General features: G+C 60.8%; 29 protein-coding genes and 4 pseudogenes. 14 read left to right on the forward strand and 19 right to left on the reverse strand.

Features of this window, described 5'->3' with window-relative positions; genetic code table 11:
- Position 1: 1 nt before the first annotated feature.
- The gene (locus EI171_RS38505; RefSeq protein WP_161536374.1) at positions 2 to 2,830 is read right to left on the reverse strand and encodes a S8 family serine peptidase; all 2,829 of its coding nucleotides are present in this window, start codon (positions 2,828 to 2,830) and stop codon (positions 2 to 4) included.
- Between EI171_RS38505 and EI171_RS38510 the strand changes: the two genes are divergently transcribed.
- Positions 2,814 to 2,999: a hypothetical protein gene (locus EI171_RS38510; protein ID WP_161536375.1), complete on the forward strand. Its 186-nt coding sequence runs from the start codon at positions 2,814 to 2,816 to the stop codon at positions 2,997 to 2,999. The genes EI171_RS38505 and EI171_RS38510 overlap by 17 nt on opposite strands.
- A 342-nt stretch (positions 3,000 to 3,341) precedes the next feature.
- Here the strand turns inward: EI171_RS38510 and EI171_RS38515 are convergent, their stop codons facing one another.
- The gene (locus EI171_RS38515; protein ID WP_161536376.1) at positions 3,342 to 4,307 is read right to left on the reverse strand and encodes an IS481 family transposase; all 966 of its coding nucleotides are present in this window, start codon (positions 4,305 to 4,307) and stop codon (positions 3,342 to 3,344) included.
- 106 nt (positions 4,308 to 4,413) lie between these two features.
- On the opposite strand from EI171_RS38515, the gene EI171_RS38520 reads away from it, so the two are divergent.
- Complete coding sequence (locus tag EI171_RS38520) at positions 4,414 to 5,634, forward strand: IS701 family transposase (RefSeq protein WP_097669484.1); 1,221 nt, start codon at positions 4,414 to 4,416, stop codon at positions 5,632 to 5,634.
- A 922-nt stretch (positions 5,635 to 6,556) separates the two neighbouring features.
- Positions 6,557 to 6,745 carry a hypothetical protein gene (locus EI171_RS38525; protein WP_161536377.1) on the forward strand — a complete coding sequence of 63 codons (189 nt, stop codon included), beginning with the start codon at positions 6,557 to 6,559 and terminating at the stop codon, positions 6,743 to 6,745.
- Between the two features lie 48 nt (positions 6,746 to 6,793).
- Here the strand turns inward: EI171_RS38525 and EI171_RS38530 are convergent, their stop codons facing one another.
- The 3 genes and pseudogenes from EI171_RS38530 to EI171_RS38535 all read right to left on the reverse strand — a co-directional run bounded on the left by EI171_RS38530 (position 6,794) and on the right by EI171_RS38535 (position 8,532).
- The gene (locus EI171_RS38530) at positions 6,794 to 7,198 is read right to left on the reverse strand and encodes a hypothetical protein (RefSeq protein ID WP_161536378.1); all 405 of its coding nucleotides are present in this window, start codon (positions 7,196 to 7,198) and stop codon (positions 6,794 to 6,796) included.
- Between the two features lie 18 nt (positions 7,199 to 7,216).
- Positions 7,217 to 7,418: pseudogene (locus EI171_RS46010) on the reverse strand (hypothetical protein).
- An 871-nt stretch (positions 7,419 to 8,289) separates the two neighbouring features.
- Positions 8,290 to 8,532 (reverse strand): hypothetical protein, encoded by a 243-nt coding sequence (locus tag EI171_RS38535; protein ID WP_161536379.1) that lies wholly within the window; start codon positions 8,530 to 8,532, stop codon positions 8,290 to 8,292.
- A gap of 176 nt (positions 8,533 to 8,708) precedes the next feature.
- Between EI171_RS38535 and EI171_RS38540 the strand changes: the two genes are divergently transcribed.
- Positions 8,709 to 8,909 carry a hypothetical protein gene (locus EI171_RS38540; RefSeq protein ID WP_161536380.1) on the forward strand — a complete coding sequence of 67 codons (201 nt, stop codon included), beginning with the start codon at positions 8,709 to 8,711 and terminating at the stop codon, positions 8,907 to 8,909.
- 15 nt (positions 8,910 to 8,924) lie between these two features.
- Positions 8,925 to 9,329: a hypothetical protein gene (locus EI171_RS38545; RefSeq protein ID WP_161536381.1), complete on the forward strand. Its 405-nt coding sequence runs from the start codon at positions 8,925 to 8,927 to the stop codon at positions 9,327 to 9,329.
- 174 nt (positions 9,330 to 9,503) lie between these two features.
- Here the strand turns inward: EI171_RS38545 and EI171_RS38550 are convergent.
- Together EI171_RS38550 and EI171_RS38555 are read right to left on the reverse strand one after the other, a co-directional pair.
- Positions 9,504 to 9,587 (reverse strand): annotated as a pseudogene (locus tag EI171_RS38550) (PLP-dependent transferase); the annotation flags it as partial.
- Positions 9,588 to 9,647: 60 nt separating this feature from the next.
- Positions 9,648 to 9,824 (reverse strand): DUF2934 domain-containing protein, encoded by a 177-nt coding sequence (locus tag EI171_RS38555; protein WP_161536382.1) that lies wholly within the window; start codon positions 9,822 to 9,824, stop codon positions 9,648 to 9,650.
- Positions 9,825 to 10,179: 355 nt separating this feature from the next.
- Between EI171_RS38555 and EI171_RS46015 the strand changes: the two genes are divergently transcribed.
- Complete coding sequence (locus EI171_RS46015) at positions 10,180 to 10,404, forward strand: hypothetical protein (protein WP_371740556.1); 225 nt, start codon at positions 10,180 to 10,182, stop codon at positions 10,402 to 10,404.
- A 779-nt stretch (positions 10,405 to 11,183) separates the two neighbouring features.
- The gene (locus EI171_RS38560) at positions 11,184 to 11,423 is read left to right on the forward strand and encodes a hypothetical protein (protein WP_161536383.1); all 240 of its coding nucleotides are present in this window, start codon (positions 11,184 to 11,186) and stop codon (positions 11,421 to 11,423) included.
- 842 nt (positions 11,424 to 12,265) lie between these two features.
- On the opposite strand, the gene EI171_RS38570 is transcribed toward EI171_RS38560, so the two are convergent.
- From EI171_RS38570 to EI171_RS38605, 8 genes are all read right to left on the reverse strand, one after another.
- Positions 12,266 to 13,156: an SDR family oxidoreductase gene (locus tag EI171_RS38570; protein ID WP_202633224.1), complete on the reverse strand. Its 891-nt coding sequence runs from the start codon at positions 13,154 to 13,156 to the stop codon at positions 12,266 to 12,268.
- Between the two features lie 220 nt (positions 13,157 to 13,376).
- A complete protein-coding gene (locus tag EI171_RS38575; protein ID WP_161536385.1) occupies positions 13,377 to 13,928 on the reverse strand; it encodes a DUF4142 domain-containing protein in 552 nt (183 codons plus the stop codon).
- Between the two features lie 83 nt (positions 13,929 to 14,011).
- Positions 14,012 to 14,239, reverse strand: coding sequence for a hypothetical protein (locus EI171_RS38580; protein ID WP_161536386.1), 228 nt, complete (start codon positions 14,237 to 14,239; stop codon positions 14,012 to 14,014).
- Between the two features lie 323 nt (positions 14,240 to 14,562).
- A complete protein-coding gene (locus EI171_RS38585; RefSeq protein ID WP_161536387.1) occupies positions 14,563 to 15,447 on the reverse strand; it encodes a hypothetical protein in 885 nt (294 codons plus the stop codon).
- Positions 15,448 to 15,849: 402 nt separating this feature from the next.
- A complete protein-coding gene (locus EI171_RS38590; RefSeq protein ID WP_161536388.1) occupies positions 15,850 to 16,809 on the reverse strand; it encodes a cation diffusion facilitator family transporter in 960 nt (319 codons plus the stop codon).
- 68 nt (positions 16,810 to 16,877) lie between these two features.
- On the reverse strand, positions 16,878 to 17,954 hold the full coding sequence (locus EI171_RS38595) for a flavodoxin family protein (RefSeq protein ID WP_161536389.1): 1,077 nt from the start codon (positions 17,952 to 17,954) through the stop codon (positions 16,878 to 16,880).
- A 184-nt stretch (positions 17,955 to 18,138) separates the two neighbouring features.
- Positions 18,139 to 18,603, reverse strand: coding sequence for a PPC domain-containing DNA-binding protein (locus EI171_RS38600; protein WP_161536390.1), 465 nt, complete (start codon positions 18,601 to 18,603; stop codon positions 18,139 to 18,141).
- Between the two features lie 136 nt (positions 18,604 to 18,739).
- Entirely contained in the window at positions 18,740 to 19,507 is a 768-nt protein-coding gene (locus EI171_RS38605; RefSeq protein ID WP_161536391.1) for an SDR family NAD(P)-dependent oxidoreductase, read from the reverse strand.
- Positions 19,508 to 19,649: 142 nt separating this feature from the next.
- Between EI171_RS38605 and EI171_RS38610 the strand changes: the two genes are divergently transcribed.
- Together EI171_RS38610 and EI171_RS38615 are read left to right on the forward strand one after the other, a co-directional pair.
- On the forward strand, positions 19,650 to 20,210 hold the full coding sequence (locus EI171_RS38610) for a type 1 glutamine amidotransferase domain-containing protein (protein WP_148770279.1): 561 nt from the start codon (positions 19,650 to 19,652) through the stop codon (positions 20,208 to 20,210).
- Positions 20,211 to 20,215: 5 nt separating this feature from the next.
- Positions 20,216 to 20,667: pseudogene (locus EI171_RS38615) on the forward strand (PPC domain-containing DNA-binding protein).
- A 212-nt stretch (positions 20,668 to 20,879) separates the two neighbouring features.
- Here the strand turns inward: EI171_RS38615 and EI171_RS38620 are convergent.
- From EI171_RS38620 to EI171_RS38630, 4 genes and pseudogenes are all read right to left on the reverse strand, one after another.
- Complete coding sequence (locus tag EI171_RS38620; RefSeq protein ID WP_028154436.1) at positions 20,880 to 21,182, reverse strand: hypothetical protein; 303 nt, start codon at positions 21,180 to 21,182, stop codon at positions 20,880 to 20,882.
- Positions 21,183 to 21,355: 173 nt separating this feature from the next.
- Positions 21,356 to 21,541, reverse strand: coding sequence for a hypothetical protein (locus EI171_RS38625; protein WP_246740360.1), 186 nt, complete (start codon positions 21,539 to 21,541; stop codon positions 21,356 to 21,358).
- A 437-nt stretch (positions 21,542 to 21,978) separates the two neighbouring features.
- Positions 21,979 to 22,174 (reverse strand): annotated as a pseudogene (locus tag EI171_RS46020) (hypothetical protein); the annotation flags it as partial.
- A 226-nt stretch (positions 22,175 to 22,400) separates the two neighbouring features.
- Positions 22,401 to 22,640 carry a hypothetical protein gene (locus EI171_RS38630; protein WP_161536393.1) on the reverse strand — a complete coding sequence of 80 codons (240 nt, stop codon included), beginning with the start codon at positions 22,638 to 22,640 and terminating at the stop codon, positions 22,401 to 22,403.
- A 367-nt stretch (positions 22,641 to 23,007) separates the two neighbouring features.
- On the opposite strand from EI171_RS38630, the gene EI171_RS38635 reads away from it, so the two are divergent.
- From EI171_RS38635 to EI171_RS38655, 5 genes are all read left to right on the forward strand, one after another.
- Positions 23,008 to 23,469, forward strand: coding sequence for an Hsp20 family protein (locus tag EI171_RS38635; RefSeq protein WP_161536394.1), 462 nt, complete (start codon positions 23,008 to 23,010; stop codon positions 23,467 to 23,469).
- 83 nt (positions 23,470 to 23,552) lie between these two features.
- Positions 23,553 to 24,044 carry an Hsp20/alpha crystallin family protein gene (locus EI171_RS38640; protein ID WP_161536395.1) on the forward strand — a complete coding sequence of 164 codons (492 nt, stop codon included), beginning with the start codon at positions 23,553 to 23,555 and terminating at the stop codon, positions 24,042 to 24,044.
- A gap of 72 nt (positions 24,045 to 24,116) precedes the next feature.
- Complete coding sequence (locus EI171_RS38645; RefSeq protein ID WP_161536396.1) at positions 24,117 to 24,437, forward strand: hypothetical protein; 321 nt, start codon at positions 24,117 to 24,119, stop codon at positions 24,435 to 24,437.
- A gap of 382 nt (positions 24,438 to 24,819) precedes the next feature.
- Positions 24,820 to 25,176, forward strand: coding sequence for a PRC-barrel domain-containing protein (locus tag EI171_RS38650; RefSeq protein ID WP_038958306.1), 357 nt, complete (start codon positions 24,820 to 24,822; stop codon positions 25,174 to 25,176).
- A 149-nt stretch (positions 25,177 to 25,325) separates the two neighbouring features.
- Entirely contained in the window at positions 25,326 to 25,631 is a 306-nt protein-coding gene (locus EI171_RS38655; protein ID WP_246740653.1) for a response regulator, read from the forward strand.
- Positions 25,632 to 25,663 lie beyond the last annotated feature (32 nt).

A 25,663-nucleotide genomic window follows, 5' to 3' on the forward strand; every position in this document is an offset into this window, starting at 1 on the left:
TTCAGGCTGTCCATCCCAATCGCTCAAGGATCGCGGCTGGCACCTGACCGGATGCGCGCACAGCCGCAAGAGAATGGGCGTAGTTCGCCGTCAGATTTCGCCCAGCAAAATGCAGACCAAGGATCGGGAAAAAGTCGATAAGTTGCGACACGCATGAGCCGGAGCATCCAGCGAGCGTCGTCGAGTCGTGCGAGAACACCCAGCGATGGGATTGATCGTCGCCTAGGCTGCCAGCGACATCTTCAATGCGTCCTGGCGCCAAGTATTTACGCCCGTAATCGAGGCCAAAGATTTCGCCGAGCCGTTTGGCAATATCGTCGCGAACTTGATGGGTTTCGGGATCTTCGAGCGCAGATACGTCTGGCCTCGCAGGATAGCCGACGACGATGAGCTCAACTTTGCTCTCGCCAACATCCCTGTCGCCGACTTGAGACATCTTTGTAGGAAAACTCGAACTTCCGTTGCTGGTCTCGACCTCAAACAAGGCCATGTCCAGATGAGCGAAATTCACCTCGCGCCCTATTGTATCGCTGCCGGCGAACACTAACGACTTTATTCGGAACTTTTTCGCAGAGCCCAGACCGCGATCGTCGAAATTGATGGAGGCATTGTCTTGTACAATCCAGGTAGACGGCCCTCTTCCGCGGATCTCGTCTGCGATGGCTTCCGCCACGTGACGGTTCGTCATAATCAGACCTTCACCGACGACGAAGCCCGTTCCGACATGCTCGCCATCCAGATCGACGCGACCGACTCTTTCGAAAAGCGTCTGCAGACCCTTCGGGTCGACCTTGAAGGTGTCCTCCCATTCGGTCGCCGCCAACGCCGCCGGATCGACCTTCCCGTCTGTAATCTTCAGGGCGGGTCGTCCGGTTAGTCGGACAAGTGCCTCTATGTCTGCGCGCTCGGTCCAGATCAGATTGTGCGCGCCGCCCGATCCCTCGGCCTTTTTGAGCAGTTTTTCACTTCGATCGAACAGGTCACGCCGTCGCGACTTGCTTTCGGGCGTGGCGTCGGGACGATCATCCATTTTTTTGATGGCGCTGTTGAGCCGATCCTGTATCTCTTGTGCACTCCTTCCTCGAAGAGGAGACTCTGCGCTGACTCCGGGACGCACGATACGAGATCGCGACAAGAGCGTTCGAAACGTGCTTTTGGCCTCTGGTTGCCGATCGAGTGGGGCTATCAGCTCTGGAGCGTACTCCAGCCGCGTCAGCACCCGTTGGAGTACGGGGGGTGCACTAGCGCTGAGCCCCGACGTCGGCTTCGGCCGAATGCGCGACTCGACAAGGCCCGCTTTTGTCGGATCCGACCGGCGTCGCTCATCCGCGGCCAGGAAGCTCGCTTCGGCGCCGTATCTTGCCCAATCGAACCCCTCGATTTTTGCACGCGACGCTGCAAGTTCGAACACCGTCGCCGTATCTCGGTCTTCCTCTGACAAGCCAGTTGGTGCTGCGGCTTCGGCCGTCGCAGAGGGTGACGGAATTTCGGCAAGCGGTAGCTGCAGGAGCGACTGCGCATCGACGATCCCCGCACCGTAGAGATTCCCATTCCAGCCCGCAGGTTTGCGAGCAGTCCGCCGTAACGCCGCGCGAAACAGTTCCTGAACGTGGTCATTGCGGCGCTTCGCTTCGGCACGAACGCGATCCCGGCCAAAGTGGGAAAGCCAAATTGCGGCCGCGCCGGCCGTCAGCGCCGTAGCGAAGGACGTGCCTTGGCCACCGGCAACGACACCAGTTTCGTTGTCTTCAGGGGTACGACGGGCGACGAAGACGTTCTCAGCTGGAGCGGAGACGTCAACGGCCGAACCGCGGCTCGTGCCCTTCCATGGCACGTCGCCGGCATTCACGCCAGCAAGTGCTATGGAGTTGCGGTCGGACGCGGGGTAAACCACGAAGCCAACGCAATTTCCGGATGCAACCACCACGATGCAGCCGGCGGCGACCGCCTTTTCGAGTGCCGCAGCAATCGAAGGGCTATAAATTCCGCCGAGACTCATCGAGATGATGTCGGCATTGACCGATACTGCGTGCAGGATTGCACGAGCTACCGGAGCACCATCGAAAATCTTGACATCCTCGATGCACCTGATGGGAATGACTTTGGCGAGAGGGGCCGCGCCGACGATCTTCCCCTGTACTCTGCTGGCCACAACGCTGGAGGTTGCTGTACCATGGCCCGGATTGGCAGTTCCGGCGCGCAGCGGATCTTTAGGATCTGAGCCTCCCTCGAGCACGTTCGCGGCTCGCTCGAGGTCGAACATCCCCAGCTCCAACTCGGGATGTGTAGCAATGCCCGTATCGGGCTGAGCAACGAGAATGCCATCACCCTTGCCGTTCTCCAGAGTCCAAGCCAGGTTTGCCTTGATCGCGTTGGGAGCCCAGTGCATGTCCTCCGGTGCAGCGGCATCTGACCAGCAGAATGCATTCGTGATTGCCGACTCAGGCGCACCATCGCGCAGAAGGCGTGCATCGGGCTCGGCATAGAGAGTTGATCCAATGTCAGGCACACAAGACACAAGGCTGAGCTTATCGCAAAGGAAATCGGCCGCAGCAAAAAGCCGGGGCGGCGCAATGGTGCGTGGCACACCCGGGAATTGAAGCACGAAAAACTTTGGTAGCTGGTCATCCAACGGGCGAAGATCGAACTTATCCGATCCAAGAATGGATCTGAGCTGTACTCCGGCCTCTGCCAGGTCCGGCGCGCTCGGAAATTCCAGGACGAACCTGATGATATGCATCGGAAGGCCATCGACCGTGCCATGTGCCTGCCGCGCAATCTCCCTGAGAACCGTCTCTGAAATAGAGACGCTGGTGCCTTCCGCTGCCATTTTCTCCTCGACAATTATTGGTTACCGGCTGCAGGCGCCGGCAAAAAGCCCGCTTGAAAATGCGATGTGGAACGGAGCAATCACCGACCGTTTCAACCATCAATTGAAACGTAAAATCAATCAATTGTCCATGGCCCGTGAGTTATCTCGAACGTTTTTTTTCGCGTAAGATCGCTTCACGCGAGCGTCCGTTGCCCATCTCGGGGCAGCATGATTGACCGTTCGGGATCAGCCGGAGGCGCACGCGTTGACATGTTGGGTCAGGTGGTGCCTTCGAATTGGAGCCCTGGCGCGTATTTTTGTCTGAAATTTGGACTGTTTGCCGACATTAAAGGTTCGCTATCCGCGCTCGTCCGATCGGCCGGTACGTGTTTGGACCAGCCACTTGAGTTCGACCTGCACCGCACCTTCCGTAAGAACGTCGAGATTGCGATGGAGCACGACGACATCATGCCTGCCGGGAAGAGATAGCATTCGGCGAGCCGCAGTCTTCAATCGTTGATGGCCTTCACTAGGTGTTTAGTCCCGGCATTTGCTGGAGCGGATTGAGCTTGAATCGTTCTGGCTGGGATGTCCAGCATTTGCAGATGTATTCGTAGGGCGTGAGGCCTTTCAGGGTCTTCAGCCGCCGAGCATAGTTGTAGGCGTTGATGAAGTCAGCCAGGTGAGCTTCGAGCTGATCGTGTCGATCGTAATGGTAGCGTTGCACGGTCGCTTCCTTGATCGTGCGATTCATGCGTTCGACCTGGCCATTGGTCCAGGGATGCTTGATCTTGGTCAGCCGATGTTCGATCCCGTTCTCTTGGCAGCGCATGTCGAACATATGCGTCGCGTATCTTGCCGTCGGGCCGTCCGCATAGCGCGGGGGGAAGGTGAACTGGATCCCATTGTCGGTGAGAACCGTGTGGATCTTGTAGGGGACAGCCGCGATCAGAGCTTCGAGGAAGGCCGCGGCCGAGGTCCGTCCCGTCTTCCTGGCCAGTTGCACGAACGCGAACTTGCTGGTGCGATCGATCGCGACATAGAGGTAGAGCTTGCCTTCGGCGGTCTGGAGCTCGGCGATGTCGATGTGGAAATAGCCGATCGGATAAGCCTTGAACTTTTTCTTCGCGGGCCTGCTGCCTTCGACCTCCGGCAATCGGCTGATGCCATGGCGCTGGAGGCAGCGATGCAGGGATGACCGCGTCAGATGGGGGATGGTGGGCTGCAGAGCATAGAAGCAATCGTCGAGCGGCAGCAGCGTGTGCTGCCGAAAAGCGACGATGATCGCCTCCTCCTCGATGGAGAGCACGGTGGACTTGGCTTCCTTGGGGCCTGTCGGGAGATCGGCGACCGTCCCACGCTGCTTCCACTTTGCGACAGTCTTCTGGTTGATCCCATAGCGCTTAGCGAGGCCTCTCAGGCTCTCTTGACTATTTTGTATTGCTCGACGGACTGCCTCCGTCGTGGTGGCGCAGCCGTGTAAAATCTGTCCCATAGCGCTTCCTTCGAATCGTGCGATAAGGATGCACCATCAAAGTCTGGGACTAAACACCTAGCATTACAGTTGCTTTTATTGCGGGCTTCTGAATCCATGGGCAACCATGATTCGAATGTCGTGGGCGCGGGCCGCGTCGGTTGAGGAGACGCTTGCGTTGTGGGCGGCGTCGCTTCGAGAGATCAAGCAACGGATACGTCCGTTGTTCACGCAAGAGCGTGTTGCGACGAATGCAGGCCTGTTCCTGGAAGGTCTGCTCGGAGATGAGCAGCGCAAGACCGGTTGGATGCGCGCGGAGGCGGCTGGCGATCCCGGCCCATGGCGGCAGCAGGCGATTCTGGGTCGTGGAGACTGGGACGCTGATGCCCTGCGCGATATCGTGCACGACTATGTCATCGAGCATTTGGCGGATGACGATGCGGTGCTGGTGATCGACGAGACCGGTTTTCTCAAACAGGGCAAAGCGTCATGCGGAGTGGCGCGGCAATACACTGGTTCGGCAGGGAAGATCACGAACTGCCAGATCGGCGTCTTCGCTGCCTATGTTTCGCGTCATGGCCATGCGTTCATCGATCGCGCGTTGTATCTTCCGAAGGAATGGACCGACGATCCAGATCGTCTGGAAGCCACATATGTGCCTGCCGATGTCGGCTTTGCGACCAAACCAAAGCTGGCGACGAGAATGATCGCGCGCGCGATAGCCGCGTCTATACCATTCAAGTGGATTGCCGGTGATACCGTCTACGGTGTTGGCAACATCGAACAGCAACTACGTCGGGCAGGCAAAGGCTACGTGCTTGGGGTCAGCAGCGCTCATGTGTTTCGATCCTGGGGCAAGCGACCGCCGGTCGCTGGTACGGCTGCAGACCTCGCCCGGACGCGGCGCTCATCCGACTGGAAGCGCCTGTCGGCGGGAGCCGGAACCAAGGGGCCGCGGCTGCACGATTGGTGTTATCTCGAATTGGCCGATCTCGAGGCCGAGCAGTCCAACAGTGCAAATGACGGTTTGTGGACACGCGGTCTACTGATCCGTCGTCGCATCGCCGATGATGACCTCGCCTTCTTCACCACCTGGTGCCCAGCGGGAACAGCCATTGAAACGCTGGTCGCGGTCGAAGGCCATCGATGGGCGATCGAGGACAGCTTTGAAACCGCGAAAAACGAGTTCGGGCTTGATCACAACGAAAGCAGGTCCTGGCATGGCTGGCACCGTCATGTGTCCCTGGTGATGCTCGCCTTCGCCATGATGGCCGCGATCCGACATCGCGCTAATCCGCCACCGCCCAAAAAAACGAAACGGCGCCCCCCGGCAAAAGCCAAAGCATAACCACCCCACCACTGATCCGTTGGTCAATCCAGGAAATACGCCGCATTGCCATCAGACTTGCTCGAAAGCGGATTCAACCCGCACACATCATCGCATGGTCTTTCTGGCGCAGAGCTCACCAGGCTGCCGCTCAACGCGCCCACTTCAAATCAAAAAAGCAACTGTAATGCTAGTTCGGTCCGCGCGTGAAGCAGTCTTCGAGGAGTCAGAGGTACGTGGCGCCGACGGTTCACACCGGCAGTCTCCTTTCCATCTTTAAAGTAGGTCAATGAGGTGAGAGCGAATGCGCTCGACGACCTTCGCGCCGTTGGCCGCATCGGGAGAATGATTCTGAAACAATCGGAGACTCGCAACCACCAGTACCGACATTCGCTGTTGGAGGCCGTTTGACTTAGAGCTAGCCGCAGTGGGACCGACCATCAGGAAGTCGACCTGCCGCCCCTGCCTCCCGAACGCAGTGAGCATCTTCTAAGCTATTGATTTTCTTGCTGTGGCGGATCCTTCCGTCCCGTTTTGTTCACGCTCGTTTCACCCAATTCGTTGCGATTTCGTTGCGGCGGTCTGGAGCGAGAACGGTGAACATCGCCGCGATTCCTCGGAGCCCAACAGTTCGCCTCGCTGGATGCACGCCTTAACGGGTGGGTATGGCGAGTCTGGCTACCTGGTCTTGAAAGCCATCGAACGATGCGCTGCGCCACCGTCGCCGTTTGCGAGATTGGGACAGCTTGCCGTCGGGGAGGATCGGTCAGTGCGCTCGCTTTTGCGCCAACAACTGACAGTCTGAGCACCGGTGAAAATTCGCTCGGTCCGGAACGAGATCTCCCATGTGCGCGGGTAGACCCGCGATCCGCCGCCCAGTGAGATGCGGATACTGCCGCAGACGGGGGTCTCGAGCGTCTGGGCCCAGCTCCTGCTCGCGCGCATGCTGACGAAGGCCGATAACCTCTGTCGCCAGCGCGAGGCGCTGCGGGCGCCCCCTTACGCTGCAGGGATCAAAAAGATGGATGCAGAGGCAAGAATGCTAACGGTCGGTTCGAAGGCCGCGGTCGCTGAGTTCAAGACCATCGCGATATTCTGCGGCTCCGGACCGCTGCTCTCCCTCACCGCATGAGCTACGGCCCGGATCCGGCAGCCGTCTGAGCGGGCGCCGCGGGGCAGACTAGCAAGCGTTCGCCCGCGCCCGTTCGCGCGCCTCGCGTCGACGCTCGAGACGCGCGCGTCGCCACCTCGCCCGTTCGGTCGGCTGCGGTAGCCGAGGCAGCGGCGCATCCACCCTCTCGGTCCACACTGTCTCCATTGGCTTAACGGAGCCAGGATGGGCCTCCATGAATTCCAGCACGGTGCGCCCCTTAGCGGTGATCTTCCAGCCACCGTTTTCGCGCTCGACGAGTCTTTGCGAAAAGATGTCGAGATTCGGAACGCGCGCAGCCAGCCGCTTGGTGCGATCGGTCCACTCTCGACCGCTGGTCGCCAGGATCGCCATGTCGCGCTTAAGGTCGGCCATCACGGCAAATCCATCCGGGTAGCTCACCAGGATCTTCAGCACCGTGACCTGAAAATTCACCCCGCCCCCCGTCGGCCGTCAGCGCCACATGGTGGGCGCTTGTGAGAGAGCTTCGCGCCCGACCTTCTTGAGGTGGTCCGGAGATTTGTCGCCCCGGCTTGCGGCTTCCAGAATTTTCGAAGCCACGTGGGTACGGGCACCGGTCTCGGATCGGGGAGACGTTTTCGCATACCTCGTCCAGGACCGCGCGCAAAAGTGCGGTGGTGGCAGGATCGAACATGGGGACCCCCCAGAAGAAAGAACTATCGTAACGCAACCACAAGGGCGTCGAATTTAAGCTTGTTAAAATCCCTAGGACTCTACATCGCGGCCTGGACTTGGCAACAGCAGCGCCAATAGCAAACGACCGACAGAAACGAACGATCGGATCATTGACATGATGCCGCCGACGGCAGCTGAAAGATTCTCCCATCTATCGAAAGGTAGCCCAGCTTGGCTCGGGACGCGCCGCCCGGCCCTAAAGCAGTCGCTTGTGCGTGATCAACGTCGTTGTAGCAGTTCAAAATATGTGAGGCGCGATGCCGTTAAGTCAGCCGACTGTGACTGGACTGCGCCGCTTTTCCAAACGCGCGCTAGGATTTAGCGCTTACCGGAGTTTGTGCGGAGCGATCTCAGCGCCTTAAGCCTCGTTTAGGCCGCAACGCATTGACCCTCCGAATGGCGGAATCAAAATCAGTTTGATTATTGAACGACTTCAAGGCGCATTTGGAAAACGGCTCTAGAACAGATTCAATTGCTTGGCAGCCGTTTCCAAGTGAAAGCAGCGTTCCACGTGGTTCGCTATTCCTGTCTATGGCTAACCCAAAAGAGCCATCGAGCTCTTGTGAAGGACCGTCGGCAGCCAGCCCGGCGGGCGTTCCCTCACCAGTCAGCGCACGATTGCCACACCGTCTAAGTTCCTAGAAAGGAACAGCATTTTCTTCGAACGACGAAATACTGCTGAAATAATGCAGTGTTCTGATCGCGCGTACCGGGGCTGGCCGCATACTTCACTTAGTTCTTTTTACCCGGAATTTTTGACAAGCGCGGGCCGCAGCAGCATCCTTGCTGCGGCCTTCGTGCGTTTTGCGCGAAGCAACCTTGACTCTGGGTCAGTGCTCCATTGATCTCCAGACAGAAAAAGCCACCGACCTTGGCGTAGGAACGCGATAGGCGTCGATCGCGCGGTTAGCGAGCATCAACTTCCGGTGCTCGCCTTTGAGGACCATCTCATCGACCGTCTTCAGAAGAAACCTGCTCGCTTCGGCAGAATCGATGATCTGGCCCGTCGACTCGAGGTAGTGCCAGGCAATCTGTATCGCATTCTCGATCAGCCACGGAATAGGTTCGCTCATCAAAATAGAACCTGCGTCGAATGCCTCCGTTCCTGCGTCCTCGGTCGAGCGGCAGTGTCGGCGCTTGCTCGCGAGGCGCGAGGCTGGCATCGAAGGTCAGATTTGCTGGCCTCATAAACGACTCGCATATCGGGAAAACTTGGCTAGTCTAATGCTTTCCCGCACGGGGGCGCCTCATGTTCGACGCAGCCACCACCGCGCTTTTGCGCGCGGTTCTCGACGAGGTTTGCGAGAGCGTTTCGGCGCGCGAAACCGGAGCGCGCACGCACGTCGCGTCAAAGATCCTGGAAGCCGCGACCCGTGGAGACGTCTCGCCCGAAGACCTTAGACGGGTCGGCCGCGAAGCCCTTTCCGGGGCGCCGACCATGTGGCGCTGAAAGCGAGACGCGGCGGTGAATATTCAGGTCACGGTGTTGAAGGTCCTGGTTTCCTACCCGGACGGATTCGCTGTGATGGACGACATCAAACGCGACATGGCGATCTTGGCGACCAGCGGCCGGGACTGGGCCGACCGGACCAAGCGGCTGGCTGCGCGCGTACCGGACCTCAATATATTTTCGCAAGGATTGGTCGATCGCGAAAGCGGTGGGTGGAAGATCACGGAAAAAGGTCGGGCCGTGCTCGAATTCATGGAGGCGCGCACCGTACTCAATCAATCGGTCGAGACGGCTCAGTCCGAGACGGTCGATGCACCCGTGCCCCCTCTGCCGCCGCTCGCGGACCGGGCGAAGCGACGCCGTGAACGACGTGAGCGCCGCCGTGAAGGACGCGAGCGCGCTCGATCGAACGCCTCCTGAAGCCGCAAGCGCGTCAGAAGCAACAGGACACACCTCCACGCCTGATGAGGATTCGACGAAGGAGGCGTAAGCGGTCGAAGCGGCCTCATGCGAAGCATTACAGAGTTGCATTCGCAATGAAAGCTGGCGTCGGTGCGCAGCAGGCGCCCGGCCCGCATCGTCACAGCCCTGACACTACGTTGCTGTCAACGCCTGGTCCAAGTCGGCGATGATGTCATCGATATGTTCGATGCCGAGCGAAAGCCTGACATACCCTTCTCTATTTGCGGCCAAACCACAAGTCCGCGACGTCTTCTAGGTGCAAGGCGGGGTCGTGGCTTAAACCGGGAGGTTGTCGGTCATGCCGGGCGGTAGCTCGCCTTGCGTTGATCGCTCGGCAAGGAGCTGCTTCTCGGCTTCATACCAGAACGTATCCATCTTCCCGCACGGTTCGCCTGCACCTTTCCAAAGCTCATAGGCGCGTTTGCGGATATCTTCTTCGCTTAAGTCTGACATCTCAAACTCCCCAGTTGCATTAGGCCCAAGCCGCCAATGGAACGGGAGTTCCTTGTGGCAGCATCGGTCGTCCTTCGGACCACACCGCGAACTCGCTTAGAAATCCTTTATATAATTGGAAACGTCGTTTCCTCCGCACGTTGGTGACAACAAAACCTACGGAGGAACTTTCATCATGCGGCTATTAGCATTCGCAGCACTCGTGGCGATCTCGTGTGTGACGGGACCAGCCATTGCCCAACAGACGACGCCATCGCAGAGCCTCCAGAACGAGGCGGACAAGGGCATCAAGACACAAAACTCAGGCGCATCGGGATACGTCGGTGAACAGGACAAGCCCGGCTCGGCCTCTCATATGCCAGGCGACGCGAATCGGGCGGACACATCCGGCACGGTTTCGACAGCTCCGAGCGCCCAGAATTCTGGGGCGGGGATTAGCGGAGCGCCTGGCGGCAAGAACGGTCCCTCGCAACAGGGCACGGTTGGCTCGGCGTCGCAGAACCTCTCCGTGCAGGAACAGGATCCGGCGAACGTAAAGGGACTGCCAGGAAACAAGAGCGGTCCGCCCGCAAAGCGATGACTTGCAACGTGCAACGTTATGCGCCCCGCATCGGCAACGGTGTGGGGCCTCTTCCGTCGCTCAGGAACGAAACGCAGGAGCGTGGCTTGGTCGCTAAAGGAGTTGCGCCGTGAGAATTTCGAGCATTGCACTTGTCTTGGCTATCCTCGCCCCCTGCCCAGAGCGGAGGCGGCGGTGGCGGTAGCGGTGGTGGCGCCGGCAGTTCCGCTGGTGGCGGCCTTGGTGGGGCCGCTTCCTCCGCGGGCGCGGGAGGCTCAGCCGCAACTGTTCCGTCCGGCACCGGCGCAGGGGCGCGGCGAATTCGTAACGGCAGCTCCGTCGACTGAAGCTCCAGCACGAATACCAATTCCGACAACAGGCAACGCTAACAGCACCGCGGCAGGCCGATCATGGCGCATTCTCCTCTGGCCGAACAATGAGCGCGTCGAAATATTGTTCCTGGCTTACGTCCGACGGTTCACCCGCGGCGGTGAGGCGAGGCCCGCGAGTTTGGCCCATTCCCTGCTAAGGCGAAGCCATGCTTCCTTATCGAGCGGGCTGATGGTTCTCTCCGCCTCGCGTTCACAATCCCTGGCTTCCTTGCGGCAATGGTCTGCAAATTGCTCGTCGGTCATCACTGCTAACGCGCGGGCGAGCGCTTGGTTGTCAACGCGCAATTGCGATTGAGACGATTGGGTAGTGGTTTGCACGCTATGGAGCTTAGGAACATCTCCGTCCGACTCTTGTTGGGCCGATGATCGTCGCAGAGCGTCGCTTAATGCGGCGAAAGGAGTACTGCGGTGGCCAGAACAGCGATCTTGAGGAAAGATCTTGAGCTTGTCGCGCTTCAGGAGATCCGCAGCTTTCCAGGTGGGGAGCATGTTGTGTCCGTCGAGATCGAATGCAGCGCAGAAGAGGACAGCGACATGGGCTGGCGACTTCATGTGATCGCCAAGGATGAAGCCGAGCTCGGCCGTATCAACTATGCCGCGAAGACCACAACTGAGAGATTGAAACGCCGGTATTGCCTCAAGTGGTGACCAGATGATCCATCACGTTTCTCTCGGTAGCAATGACGTTAAGTGCGCAAGAGCCTTCTACGATCCGCTCATGTCCCTCATTGGACTGCGGCTCCTTAAGCACTCGGAGCGTTCGCTGCACTACGGCGCCTCCGACTCCTTTCATTCGATATGGCTATCCACATCCCTATCCGCAGTGGCCTTCCGTTCCGACCCGCCGCGAGTTGACGATTTGACTCGGCCACCAACTCGGACATTCTTAGCGGGATACCTCGCCCGAGACGCATCACCCCGACCAGCCCCGGTGGCCGCCCAGTCAAGATTACACCCTTGGCGAGATGCGCGAGATGGGCGTCCGGGGTCCTGATCTATTGCTGCTCCTGCGGCCACCACATTGCCTTGAGCGCGGATCGCTGGCCTGATGAGGTGCGGCTGTTTGATGTCGACTTGCGCCTCGTCTGCACCGCCTGCGGCCGGCGCGGTGCCGAGGTCAGGCCGGACTTCAACTGGAACGGCTAGAGGGCCGATCGGTGGCATGGGTTATCGAAATACGAAGTGACGCGGCGGTCTGCTTCGTCACAGCCCCTTCCTCTTTCGTCGCCATGTCCAGTCTTTCCAGTTGACCAGCTAAACCAACAAGGCTCCTGGCGATATTTCTCAACAGGAAGGCTCGGCTTTCGGAAATGCCGGGACTCGAAGAAAGGGCTTTGTAGTGATTTGAGAGCTCTTTGCATCTGGCGGCCGTAATCATGCAAGCTCCACGAGTCAGTGACCATTTCCGACTCAATGTCGCGACGTGCTTCGGGTTCCAGCCGGCGAGATATTCTCCATGACGGCTGGTTCCTGAGTTCGGCTGCCAGTGCCTACGGTTGTCCCGATCCGCCTGCCGAGCCATAGACTTGCCCGGTCGCATAGCTTGCGTCGGCCGCTGCGAGTTGCACATAGATCGAGGCGAGCTCCGCGGGCTGGCCGGGACGGCCGAGCGGCGTCATGCCGCCAAACTTCTCGAGCTTTTCCATCGTGGCGCCGCCCGAAACCTGGAGCGGTGTCCAGATCGGTCCCGGCGCAACGCCATTGACGCGGATGCCCTTGGAGGCGAGCTGCTTCGCCAGGGATTTCACGTAATTCATCGTCGCCGCCTTGGTCTGTGCGTAGTCGTAGAGGTCGGGCGAGGGATCGTAGGCCTGCTCGGATGTCGTGCCGACAATACAAGAGCCGGGCTTGAGGTGCGGCAGCGCGGCCTTGATGATCCAGAACGGCGCGTAGATGTTGGTCTTCATGGTCGCGTCGAAATCTTCCGACGAGACGTCGGGGATGGACGCGCGGGTCTGCTGACGTGCCGCGTTGCAGACGATGATGTCGAGTCCGCCGAGACCTTCCATGGCCTGCTCGACCAGCTTCTTGCAGAAGGCTTCCTCCTTGAGGTCGCCGGTGATCGCGAGGGCGGTACGGCCTTCCTTCTTGATCAGCGCGATCACCTCCTGCGCGTCGGGCTCTTCCGCGGGCAGATAGTTGATGGCGACGTCGGCGCCTTCGCGCGCATAGGCAATCGCAGCCGCGCGGCCCATGCCGGAATCGCCGCCGGTGATCAGTGCCTTGCGGCCAGCGAGCCGTCCAGAGCCCTTGTAGCTGGTCTCGCCATGGTCTGGTCGCGGCTCCATCTTGCCGGCGAGGCCAGGCCAAGGCTGCGACTGCTTCTTGAACGGCGGTTTCGGATAGCGGGTAACGGGATCGATCAGGTCCTGCTCGGCCATATCAGTGTTTCCTTTCGCGGTCGAAGATGCCAGCGAGGCCGCAACGAGCGTTGCGCTCGCCGCATGCACGAGGTGCCGGCGGGATATAGAATTCTTGCCTTGAGCGGTCATGAGGGTTTCCGCGACTTGCCGTCTCGTCCGTGGGACCTGCCGTCTCGTCCGTGGAGAGGAGCATCGTTGCCAATGGAGGACGCGGGGCGGCCGGCGTCCCCGGAGAGACCTATTTCGACTGTCCGACGCTCGGTGCCTTGCCGAGCTCCTCCGCCATGTCGAGGTGATGGCGCAACGCCGGAAGCGTCTTGCCGGCCCAGTCCTTCAGCGCGGCATTGTCGCCACCGTTGGCGTAACGCTCGAACAGCGCTACCGCGTCCTTGTGCGCGCTGACCTGGTAGGAGTCGTAGTCCGAGCTGAAATCCTTGCCCGTGGCATCGTTGAGCTTGTCGAGCTTGCTCTGGTGCGAGCTGTCGAGCGCCGTCGGCAGTGTCGCCTGCACCTTGCCGGCGCCGACGAGGGACTTGAGTTCGCTGCTGGTCTTGGTGTGGTCGGTCACCATCTGGTGCGCGAAGCTCTTCTCCTGCGCGTTGCCCTTCTGCTCTGCGAGCTTGCTCGACTGCATCTCGAACATGTCGCTGACGGCAACCTCCTTGACAAAATCGGCAGTCGTCGGCGCGACACCGAGCGCCGAGTTGACGCCGGTCTTCTCGCCGAGCGACTGGGCGAGCGCTGGTCCTGCAAGAAGCACGCAGGCTGCGGCGATGATGGTACGTTTCATGGTGCGGGTCCCTCTGATTGGACACGCGGCTACGAGCCGCGCGGATCTTTGCGCCGATCAACACGGCGCCGGGACCGATGTTCCTAATCCGTCGGATGGCGACCGGTGCGGGGATTGATCGGATCAGTTGGCTTCCGCCGCAGCCGTTCCGGCAGGAACGGTTCGGACGGCGAGGCCGACGGGGCAGCACGTACATCGGCATGATGCTGCGCCCGCTCATGCGGCGTCTGGTTGGTATTGATCTGGTGCTTCACGTCGACGCCGTCGACGGGGTCGTTGACGCCGTGCTGAATGTCGCGGAAGTCGCTCATGGTTCACCTCATTCCTTTCCCGGCAGGATTTTTTCAAGCATCTGCCGTGCCGCCCCCTTGATCACGCCGCTTTGGTTGGGGTCACCCCTCATCAGGGCAAGCGAGAAGTTCTTGGCCTGCTGCAAAGTGATGTGCGGCGACGCCTGCCGCAGGAGCCACCTTTACTGAGATGCTTGCGATCGATTTACTCGGGTAGCATTTCTCGGTACTTTACCCCACGGCAAATCCGAAATTTTGTTATGGCGGTGGCGTTCTGTCGAGTGCGACTGAGTTGATCGTTGGTAGCAGGCCCCATTGCCTGCTATCAATACGTAGCGTTGGCATTACGGCAGAGGTCGGGGATCCGCCACACGACTCTTATGCCAGCGATTAGAATGGGCCATCCACTCGGCAATCGGCTCGCCATCGCGATGCCGGCCTCCGGCCTCCGCACCGGCCCAAGCCGCGACAGCCCCGAACAGCAATGCTGCAGCCGTCGAGAAGGCAATGATAATGCTCGCCGCACGAGCCCTTGAGATCGCGCTCTTGGCATTGGCCAACGTTGTATCTACCCGCCTTTCGGCCTCCGGCGCTGCCAGCCCGGTCAACGCCGTGACCTGCTGAACAAGATAGGCGCGATCCTCGGGAAGGACCCCGCTGTGGCTCGAAGCGGTTGCCAGAATTCGCGCGGCTTCAGCGCGCTCACCCGTCAGATCAACGTTCGGCGGTCGCCGAGGGGCACGGAAAAGATGGTCGAGCTCGAAACTTAGGACAGAAGGTTCGGTAGCCGACGGCGGCTGCGTAGTTGCGGACGGACGGTTTGCAGCACCCGCTATCAACGCGGTCAGAACGGCTCCGATCAAGACCGCCAGCGCCCAGGCAGCAACGCCATGCAGTCCGTCGCGCGTCTCGATGTCGTCGGTCGCCGAGGCGTAGGGTGGCCGGACGCGCCCGGCAAAATAGCCTCCGCAGCCAAAACTGATAAGGGATTGGAAGATCAGGTAGACACCCGACAACAGCCATAGCGCAACGGAGGCATCCCTCCAGGTCGGCGCAGCGGAGGCCATGCCTAGGCCGAGCGCTGTTCCAAAGGAGATCAGGATCAGCGACAACGCCGTCGCGACGAAGGCTCCGACAATGACGGACGTCCACTGCAACCCCCATGGCCTGGTCAGGCCGGTGGCTGGGAGAGTTTCGGTTTCGATCCCGGAGAGCGGTTCAATGGTCATGGCGTCTTACCGAAGACCGAGCAGCGACAGGATGAACATGACGACTACGATCAGGCCCACGAGATAGATGATCCCATTCATGTGAAGTCCTCCTCTTCGCGACTTCAATGCGAGACACGCGAGCAGGTTCCTTGCTGGCCCACAATGTGCCGCCTGTAATCAAGGAAAGCCGCGTTTCCCGATAACCGGGTAAGCACCGGAGGACTGCCGGGTTGCTTCAGCTGTCGCTCCCGTCCGGACGGGGCGCCCCGGATCAGGCTTCATCGGGCCTGGAAAGAAACCACGAGCCCGTGCCGTTGATGCTACGCCGAGGCGCTTTTTCGCAGGACGATCGCTGGAAAGGCAACAGCCATCAACCTCAGTCGACTCAGCGCGGCGCGCTTGGTTCCTGGCCACGGTGTTTCAGGCGCCCGTACCCCAGCGCCTAGCGCGAACGGCGTGATACCGCGCATTTGTTTGCGGCTTGATGAACAGAGCCGCGACGCTCGGATGCTGTCTGCGTATCTCGGTCTCGATCGAGATGACGCACTGCTCGATATCATCGGCGCGCTTGTCGTCCGCGAACTCGACGCTCAGCGCCGCGACGACCTCGGCCGGCGACAGTTGCACCGTCAGCAGCCCGTTGGCCCGGAGCACGCCGGGTGACCGTCGCGCGATGTCGAGGATGGATCGTGACAGATCGGAATGAGCGGGTTCGCCGATGAGCAGGCTCTTGCTTTCCCTGGCGAGGCCGATGGAGGTGATGCCCAACAGAATGCCGATCAGGATCGAGCCGACGCCATCCCAGACCGGCTGAGCGAACCACTCTGCCGCCGCGGTCGCGGCAACCGCAATGACGATGCCGATCAGCGCCGCGCTGTCCTCGAACAGCACCATGAAAGCGGGCGGGTCCTTGCTGCGCACGAAGGCCTCATACCACCCGAGGCGCGAGGTCTCGGACCGGAAACGCCGCCAGGCGAAGAGCCACGAGATACCCTCGAATACAAAGGACATGCCGAGCACGATGAAGCTGACGATCGGATCTTCGATCGGCTCTGGCGCGGTGACGTGGAGGACGCCCTGATAGAGCGAGACGCCCGCCCCGAGCGCGAAGATCAACAGAGCGACAATGAAGCTCCAGAAGTATAGCTCGCGCCCGTTGCCAAGCGGATGGGATTCATCAGGCGGACGGCTCGCGCGATGGTAACCGTAAAGCAGCAGCACCTCATTGGTGGTATCGACCACCGAGTGCACGGCTTCGCTCATCATCGCCGAGCTTCCGGTCCAGACCGCAGCTCCGATCTTGGTGACGGCAACGAGGAAGTTGCCGACGAGCGCGGCATAGACGATGGTCTTCGACGATCCTTCCGCCGTCTTGCTCACCCGACGACATCCTCAATTGACGACCGCGATCAACCCGCGGCGATCGGCAGCGACAGGCAGGTCGCACTTCATTTCGGATCCGGATCCGAGAGTTCGGCCCCCGGATCCTCAAACCGACCGCTGCGGGCGAGCTTCACAGCACGGCCCAGCGCCTTGGCTGTATTCAGCACCTCCTGCTGAAATGCGCGGTCTTCGTCCAGCTCCCGGTGAGAGGTCGCATATTGTTCCATGTAGCCGACGTAGCCGTCCGTCTCACCGAAGCGGCCGGCCGAAATCAGGTGCATGTCGGTCAGCCAGTCGGATAGGGTTCGGCGCACGCTCTCGGCGCCGACGCTGTCGCCGTGAACGATGAGGCCGAAATGGCGGCCGGCGAGATGACGCGGATACGGCCAACCCTTCAGCTCGAGCGCCTTGGCTTCGGCGACCTTCTTGCCATGCGTCGATGTCGGATCCGGGTTGCCGCCGTCGGCGCAGACCAGGCGATCCATCATCGCCTTGAGGCCGCCCGGCACGTGGTACCAGTTCACCGGCGTCACGATCAGGATGCCGTGGGCGGCCACCCAGAGCGGATAGATTTCGTTCATCCAGTCGCTGGTCTGGCCGAGCGAATAGTTGGGATAGCAGCTGCACGGCCAGTGGCAGAGCGGCATGGCGGTGGAGACGCACGACTTGCAGGGATGAATATTCTTGCCGAACTCCGAGGTCAGGCGAGAGAGATCTAGGATGTCGACGGCAAAGCCCTTCTCGACGAAGACGGGCTCGGCGAGTTTGACCATGCGCCAGGTCTTGGACATCTCGCCTGGACAGGTGTGCTCGCTGCGCGCCGAGCCGTTGATGACGAGGATACGCGGCGGCGCGCCAGCGTCGTCGTGCCGGCGCTGTGCCTCAAGGATGGCGGTACGCGCCGCCAGCCAGTCGACGGCGAGATCGTAGTCAGGATCGGCGAACCCCACACCCGCCTTCCGCGTCTCTGGCGATTTGCGCGAATGGCTGTAGGCATCCCAAGCAGCCCCGACGATCGCATCGAGTTCCCGCTTGAGCGGGGCGAAGGCAGGATCGACGAACTGGCTCCTGTAACGGCTTTCGAATTCCTCACGCGACAAATTGACGGGCGGCATTCCCTTGCGAACGTCCGGTTCCGTCATGCTGGCGCCTCGATGGATTGGTCCAAGCCGACCAACCCAGGGCTCGGGACACGGTTCCTAGGCGGTGTGGAGGAGGCAGTCTCGCTGTCGACTGTTCCCTCAGGCGCCGGCTATGAAGAATGATAGAGCGGCAGATTTGCAGGTTCCTGACCGCCTGATCGCGCGCCCCATCAGGAGCGCCCTTTCACCCCACGCGGGTGCGCCCGTTAGTCGACCTGTCGGACGTGATAGCCGGCCGGCAGGAGCTGGCCGCCTTCCTCGTCTGCGACTGGAACATCTGTGACAAGCCCTCGATCAAGGCGGGGTGCAGATGAAGCACGGACTCCGTGATCGTCACCTCCAGCGTTGGCTGCACTGATCCCGACAGAAGGTGGCCTCTGCGCAGCGTGCCATCCTGCAGGCCGAGCACAGCGTGAAGATGCAGGCTGGCGTTGCCGTCATCGCCTTGCGCGACGTCGCCGAGCACGCTCAGCCCCTCGCATTGCTGGTTGATTTCGATCGGCTTGTACGTCTTGGCCGCGAAATCGAACCAGCCGACCTTCGCTGGTGAGAGGGCGCCGATCGCCGAGACCGAGGCGCCGGTAGTATTCTCGCGATCGGCGAACTCGGTGATGGATTTGAAGACCTCCGCGCCCTGATCCAGAATCAAGACAAAGACCCACTCGACGCCGCTGTTGTGATATCCGCCGTGCGATCCTCGGTCCGGTTAAGTGGCCGAGATCGGGATCTCTCACGCTTCGACGACACGGCGCTCGCAAAGTAGGACGACGACCGGCGCTGCGCGGCTACTCTTGCGGCGGTTGTCCATTGGAGGCGGATACACCCCCGTCCACCGCTACGTTGGCGCCAGTCATGAAGCTCGCATCGTCGCTTGCGAGAAACGCGATCACGGCGGCGACTTCCTCCGGTTCGCAGACCCGGCTTAACGGGATCCGCCCGGCGAACTTCGCCAGCAGCTTCTTATCGTTCATCATGTCCTCCGTCATGCCCGTACGGGTGAGACTGGGACAGACCGCGTTCACGCGGATGCCCTTCTTGCCGAGATCCAGGGCAAGGGCACGCGTCAGATTGACCACGGCGCCCTTCGCCGCGTTGTAGGGGCTCATGCCCCAATCGCCACCGGTCCCGGAGACTGACGCCGTGTTCACGATCGAGCCCTTGGTCTTTTCAATATGGGGCAGTGCCGCGCGGCAACCATAGAACACGCCGTCGATGTCGGTCGACATTACCTTCCGCCATTTCTCGTCAGTGATTGAAGCCGGGTCTCCGCCTTCATGGACGCCGGCGTTGTTCACGATGACGTCCAACCGTCCGAAGCGGCCGACGACAGCCGCAACCATTCCATCGACGGCACTCGAATCCGACACGTCGGTGGCTTGCATCATTACCTGGTCGGCGGGCAGACTCTTGGCGACCTCTTCCAGTGAGGCTTTATCGCGATCGACCAGCGCCACTTTCGCGCCCTCCGTAACGAAGCGGCGCGCCGTCGCTTCTCCAATACCGGAAGCTGCTCCCGTGACGATGACGACCTTGCCGTGGAACCTGTCGACCATGCGAAACTCTCCTGCTGCTTTCAATCCTCATAACCGTCGTCGCGGCGGTCGGGTCCTAATCGCCGACCGATCTGGCCTTTTCAGGAACGATGTTCGAGAAGATCGATTGTTGGACAAAACCCCAAAACGAAGGATTGGACCCATGGATCTGACCGGCAAAAAGATCGCCATTCTCGCCACAAACGGCTTCGAGCAGGCCGAGCTGGAAGTGCCGCAGGAGCGCTTGAAGAAGGCCGGCGCGACGGTCGATGTCGTCTCGCTCGCCGCAGGCGAGATCAAGGGCTGGAACAAGAAGGATTGGGGTCGGCCGGTAAAGGTCGACAAGACGCTCGACGAGGCATCGGCCGCCGACTACGACGCAATCGTATTGCCCGGCGGGCAGATCAATCCGGATCTTCTCCGGGTTGAGCCCAAGGCGCTGAAGTTCATCAAGGATATTTTCGATGCCAAGAAGATCGTCGCGGCCGTGTGCCACGCCCCTTGGCTTCTCATCGAGACCGGGATCGCGAAAGGTCGCAAGATGACCTCCTTCAAGTCGATCAAGACGGATGTAGCGAACGCAGGAGCGAAGTGGGAGGACGCTGAGGTCGTCGTCGATCAGGGCGTCATCACTTCCCGCAACCCGGGCGATCTCGAGGCCTTCTGCGCCAAGATCGTGGAAGAGGTCAAGGAAGGTCGACACACCCAGCGCAGCGCGGCCTGACGACGATGGAGAGTGTCAAGATATCGGGCAAGGCGGGTCTTGAAACCCGCGTCGTCATCCTCGACTCCGGCGAGGAAGCGTTCACGACGCTCACCAAGTTCGCGAACGACGCCGCCATCACGGCGGCGTCGCTCACAGCCATCGGCGCCTTCGAAAGGGCAACCGTTGGCTGGTTCGATTTCGAGAAGAAGACCTACAAGAAAATCGAGGTCGCGGAGCAGTGTGAGGTGTTGAGCGCGATTGGCGATATTGCGGTTGGCGACGACGGAAAGGCGAGCCTCCACGTGCATGTGGTCCTGGGTCTGGCCGACGGTACAACCCGGGGCGGCATCTTCTCGAAGGAAAGGTTAGACCGACGCTCGAGATTGTCATCGCGGACACGCCAGCTCACCTCAGACGGAAGAAGGAGCCAGATCTGGGCATAGCGCTGATCGATATCGCAAAGGGAAAGACGTGACGGGTCGGTATGGTCGACGTCGACTAGACAGACTGCGTCGCACTAAGTTTCGTTCTTCCGATATCTCTCGCGCGTGACGTCTTCGGCTAGGCGATCCAACGCCCGGTTTCGATAGCGATAGCTAAGGACGCCGTAGATCAGCGCCGTGAGTAGTACAAGCGCTCCAAGGAAAAAGACGGCTTCGAGACCCATCTTGCTCTCCTTTCGATGACTTACGCCGCGCGTCGTTTTCTCGTCTTGGCAGCCTTCTTGGCGGACCTCGAACGCTCCGATGCCGGCCGCTTGGCCGAGGCCGCACCGCCCAATCGGCCACCTTTTCGAGATGGCGAATGATCTTCCTCAGTGCCGCGGCCGGATCCGCTCTTCTTCCCGCCGTGGGTCTCCTTGTTCACGGTCGCCCACGCGCGTCGTTCGGCTTCTTTCTCCGGGACGCCACGGTGTTCATAGCCTTCTTCGATATGCTCGGCCTGTCGCTTCTGCTTGTCCGTGTAACTTGACTTGTCGCCACGAGGCATGTCGTTGCTCCCGTCGGTTGGAATATTCGTTTTAAGACTCGGAAGGGCCGCCAGTTCCAATCTAAGGACGTCTCTCAACGCGGAAGCGATGCGAGGTGTGGGCATGCAAACCGATCATGCGCCCCGCTGCTCGCCGGCGGATCAGGAGGCGTAGCATCGATGGAGTCGTGCTGTTAGGCGGACCTCTTTGTCGCTTCCGCGAGTGCCGCCCGCGCGATCTCCGTCAATCCGGATAACGTCTTGTTGCCCTGGACGGCGCTGTCGAGCAGCTTTTGTGCGATTTCCCGTCTGATTTCGTGATCGCCCCCGTGAGGGAGTGATCGACAAGCTTCTTCGAGGGCGACATCGAGATTGGCCATCGTCCGGTCGTCTAGAGCTTTCATGGATCGTCGATGCTCCGGGTCGGCGGCTGCGGTCCGCGCGAGTGGGCCCATTCATCCAGGTGGGACGCGATGTCTGCTTAGCGGACTTTTTTGAGCATCCCTTCGCGGTCGCTGCCGGGCGGAAGATTCGATGCTTCTTGAGGGCTTCCTCGGCGAAATTGGCGAGCCGGTCTTTGAGGGAAATTGATTGCTTGAAACGACGCCGTTTCGACATGGCGTTGCTTCCTCCTCGGGCGGGATCACAACGGTGTTCTCGCCGCCGATAGTTGCCTCCGGCCGTTCGGCGACGGATTAAATTTAGGCCCCGGCGGTCGAAGCCGCCAACAAGAAAAACGGCGTGAGCGGCTTCACAATTTCTGGAACCAAACACGTTGCCGCGCTGCAAAAACCTTTCTTTGCGGCCACTTGCGCGTTCAGTGTCGCGGCGGACATTCGGGGCAAGTGTCACCGATAGCCCCAACGCCTCGTCGAGCTCTATGGCGGCTTCCTCCCGCGATACGCCGGACGGCGGGTCTTGGCGGGCTATGCCGAAGGCGCGTTCTCGGGCATGAGGATCGGCCGGTCCTTCGCCCAGCCATGCTCTTCACGTTCGTGAATGACGCCGACCTCCCCTCGTGGCTCCTTCGTCGGCATCAATGTTACTCTCTCCGCGGAGCGAATCCTTCCGACCCTGAATTCGTTCCGGGGTGGTCGCACAGAATTCAGAATCGGCACGGCCGCAGATCGCTACCTGTTCGGCCCGACTGCGCACAAGCCCAGGCCGACCGGCGATACGAATGACATTAAGGTTGCGCGCCGGGATCATGCACAGCGATCTTGGTCGTCACCAGTAGCGCTAAGCAGGCGAAGGACGACCGCCGCCCCCAAAGAACGAGGAAGCCGGCTGACCTTTTGGAGGGGTAAATGCGACCGGGAACGTTTGGGCGGCCAGCGCCTTTAGCGCTGTCTCCTCCTCGGCGAGGCGTCTCTCGATAAATTGGCGTTCGATGTCCGACAGCCTCGTCCCTAGCAGGCGTCGATAGCGGTGGATGTTGTTGCGGTGCGCACGAATGCGGGCAAAGTCTTCGTCGAGCATCGTCGTCACTCCTGACGGTCGTCACGGTCATTCGGTGCTTAGAAAACTGGGAAAGGGAATTTCCCGACGCAAAGATATTCGGGGCGATACCTGAGTCAAGATTCGGCGGCGGTCGAACGCCCAAATCTTGGCCGGCGTTTGCGGTGCCGCGATGGCCGACAGTTCTGCACCGCGACCGAGCGCGCATAAATTTTTTTCGATCCGCCCCTTGAAACGACTTCTCGATTTTCTAATTCATTTTTCGCCGCGAGAGCGGTGTGCCGGGCGCCTTCACGGGTCCGGCGCGGGCGCCGGGCCGGACACCAGACCCGCTCTGATTCCAGCCTTGCGCTCCTTGTATCCATCTTGCTCTTTGGAGGACTTGGTTATGAGGACCACCTTTGATTTCGCGCCCCTGTGGCGCTCCACCATCGGCTTCGACCACCTGGCCGACCTCGTCGACAGCACGCTCCGCCAGGCGAGCGAAGACCACTATCCCCCGTACAACATCGAACGCACCAGCGAGGACCACTACCGGATCTCGGTCGCCGTCGCTGGCTTCGGAGCCGACGATGTCGCCGTAACGGCTGAGCAGAATGCGCTCACGATCGAGGGCAGGAAGCCCGAGGAAGCGGCCGGCGAATACCTCTACCGGGGCATCGCCGCGCGTCCTTTCCGGCGCGTGTTCAACCTCGCCGACTACGTTCAGGTGAAGGAGGCCTCCTTCCGCGACGGACTCCTGATCATCGATCTCGTCCGCGAGGTGCCGGAAGCCATGAAGCCCCGCCGGATCCAGATCGGAAGCGGCGCCTCTCCCGCTTCGCAGATCGAGCAGAAGAAGGCGGCCTGACGCCTGATCGAGGTTCAACAGCGGAACGCGGCGCGCGCAAGCGCGGCCGCGCTCCCTGCCTCATGCAACAAAGGAGAAAAACCATGGCAGTTCGTGATCTCATTCCCTGGTCCAGAAACCAGGAGCTCGCGCCGGCGCGCGCCAGCCACGATCCGTTCATGACGCTGCATCGCGAAATGAATCGGCTGTTCGACGATGTCTTCCGCGGCTTCGGCGGCACAAGCCTGTCGCCGCTCATGGAAGGGCAATTCGGTTGGCCAAAGATCGAGCTCAGCGAGACCGAGAAGGCACTGACGATCTCGGCCGAGCTTCCCGGCATGACCGAGAACGACGTCCAGATCGAAATCGCCAACGGGGTGCTGACCATCTGCGGCGAGAAGAAGAGCGAGCGCAAGGACGAAGGCAGATACTTCACCGAGCGCTACTACGGCTCGTTCCAGCGGCAGATCGCGCTCGAGGACGTCGCGGAGGACAAGGCCGAAGCTTCGTTCAAGAACGGCGTCCTGACGATCTCGCTGCCGAAGTCCGAGAACCCGCGGGCCGGCGTCAAGCGCATCGCTATCAACTCGCAGTAAACACCATCACGGGCGGCGGTCGTCGCCCCCCGTAACCCGTCCCGACGAAAGGAGCGTAAAGGGAGGCAATCGATGACCAACGCCAACACGAACACCGGCAATCTCGATCCATTCTTCCATCCGGCAGCGCACTATGCGTCTCCGGAGGACGTCCTGAACGACGACGAACTCTCCGGACCGGAGAAGCGGATCATCCTGTCGTCATGGGCGTCCGACATGTTCGCGGTCGAATCCTGTCCCGCGCTACGCGAAATTCCCGGCATGGGCCACACGATCCGGCTCGCGGACATCCTCGCCGCGCTGAGGCGGCTTGACGGCGACGACGATCCCCCGCCGCCCGGGGGCGTGCCGATGCGGCTGCGGCGGCCCTGGGCCGCCGCCTTGCGGAGGTAAGCGGGATGCTCACACAGGTTGTCGTGACGATAGTCCTGCTGGGGCATGCTTCGGCGACGTGGGCCGTCCCGTTCATTGCATTCATGAGCGAGTTGGGTGACCGGCCCGTGCAGCGAACGTAGGCGACACTCTGACGCTAATCTCGCGCCCGGCGCAGGACGGCCGATCCGGATGCTGCAGCGAGCCGGCGTTCCGACGGCAGCCGCCGAGCTTCTGCTGTCGCGGATGAGAGCGAAGGTCGACGACCTCCGCGAGGAGCGCGAGGCGCTTCGCAAATCCGGCGCCTCACTTACGCGTCGGTCTTAGCGATCGAGAAAGCGGAGGAACGAGCACCTACCGATCGCAGTTGTCCTGCATCATCGTTTTTAGGAGGAGGATGACGATGGAAACGGAAAGGCGTGAAACAGGAACGTTGATCGGTAGCGACAAGGTCGAAGGCACTGCCGTCTATGGCACCGACGCCCAGAAGATCGGCTCGATCGAGCGCGTGATGATCGACAAGGTTAGCGGCCAAGTATCGTACGCGGTTCTCGGCTTCGGCGGCTTCCTGGGCATCGGAGACGATCACTACCCGCTGCCATGGCAGTCGTTGAAGTACGACACGGGCCTTGGCGGGTACCGAACCAATCTCACCGCAGACAGGCTCCAGGGTGCGCCGAAGTATGGCAACGACAACGCCTGGGATTGGAATGACCCCGGACGAGCAAGAGCAGTAAATGATTACTATTCCGGGTTCTGACACCTGCCGGCAAGCCCGCCGCTGAGAGCGGGCTTGCCGGCGGCGATCAAGGCGTCAGCGGTCGGCAGAAACGCTCTGTCAGGAATTTGAAGGTGTCGGCGGTGCGAATACTCCTCGTCGAGGACGACCCTCTCATCCGCGAGTTCGTGGTGGAGACTCTACGAGAGGAAGGATACCACGTCGTCCATGCAGCCAATGGCGAGGAGGCGCTGGCGTGGTGCGGGCGGCGGGTCGTCGACCTTCTCATCACGGACGTCAAACTGCCCGGAAGCGTCGACGGATGGCAGATCGCCGAACGCTGCCGTGAGCATGATCCCGGACTCCCGGTGATCTATGCGACCGGCTTCTCGCCCGTCGCGCCCCGTCCGGTGCCCGGAAGTCTGATGTTGCAGAAGCCCTATCGTCCGGAGGACATCGTCAGGGCCGTCAGGCGGGTAGCTCCGGATCAGGCGTAGGCGCCGCCAACGCCGCAGCGGGAATTCCGCGA

Origin of the sequence: Bradyrhizobium sp. LCT2, assembly GCF_009931255.1 — a bacterium.
GTDB classification, from domain to species: Bacteria; Pseudomonadota; Alphaproteobacteria; order Rhizobiales; family Xanthobacteraceae; genus Bradyrhizobium; species Bradyrhizobium diazoefficiens.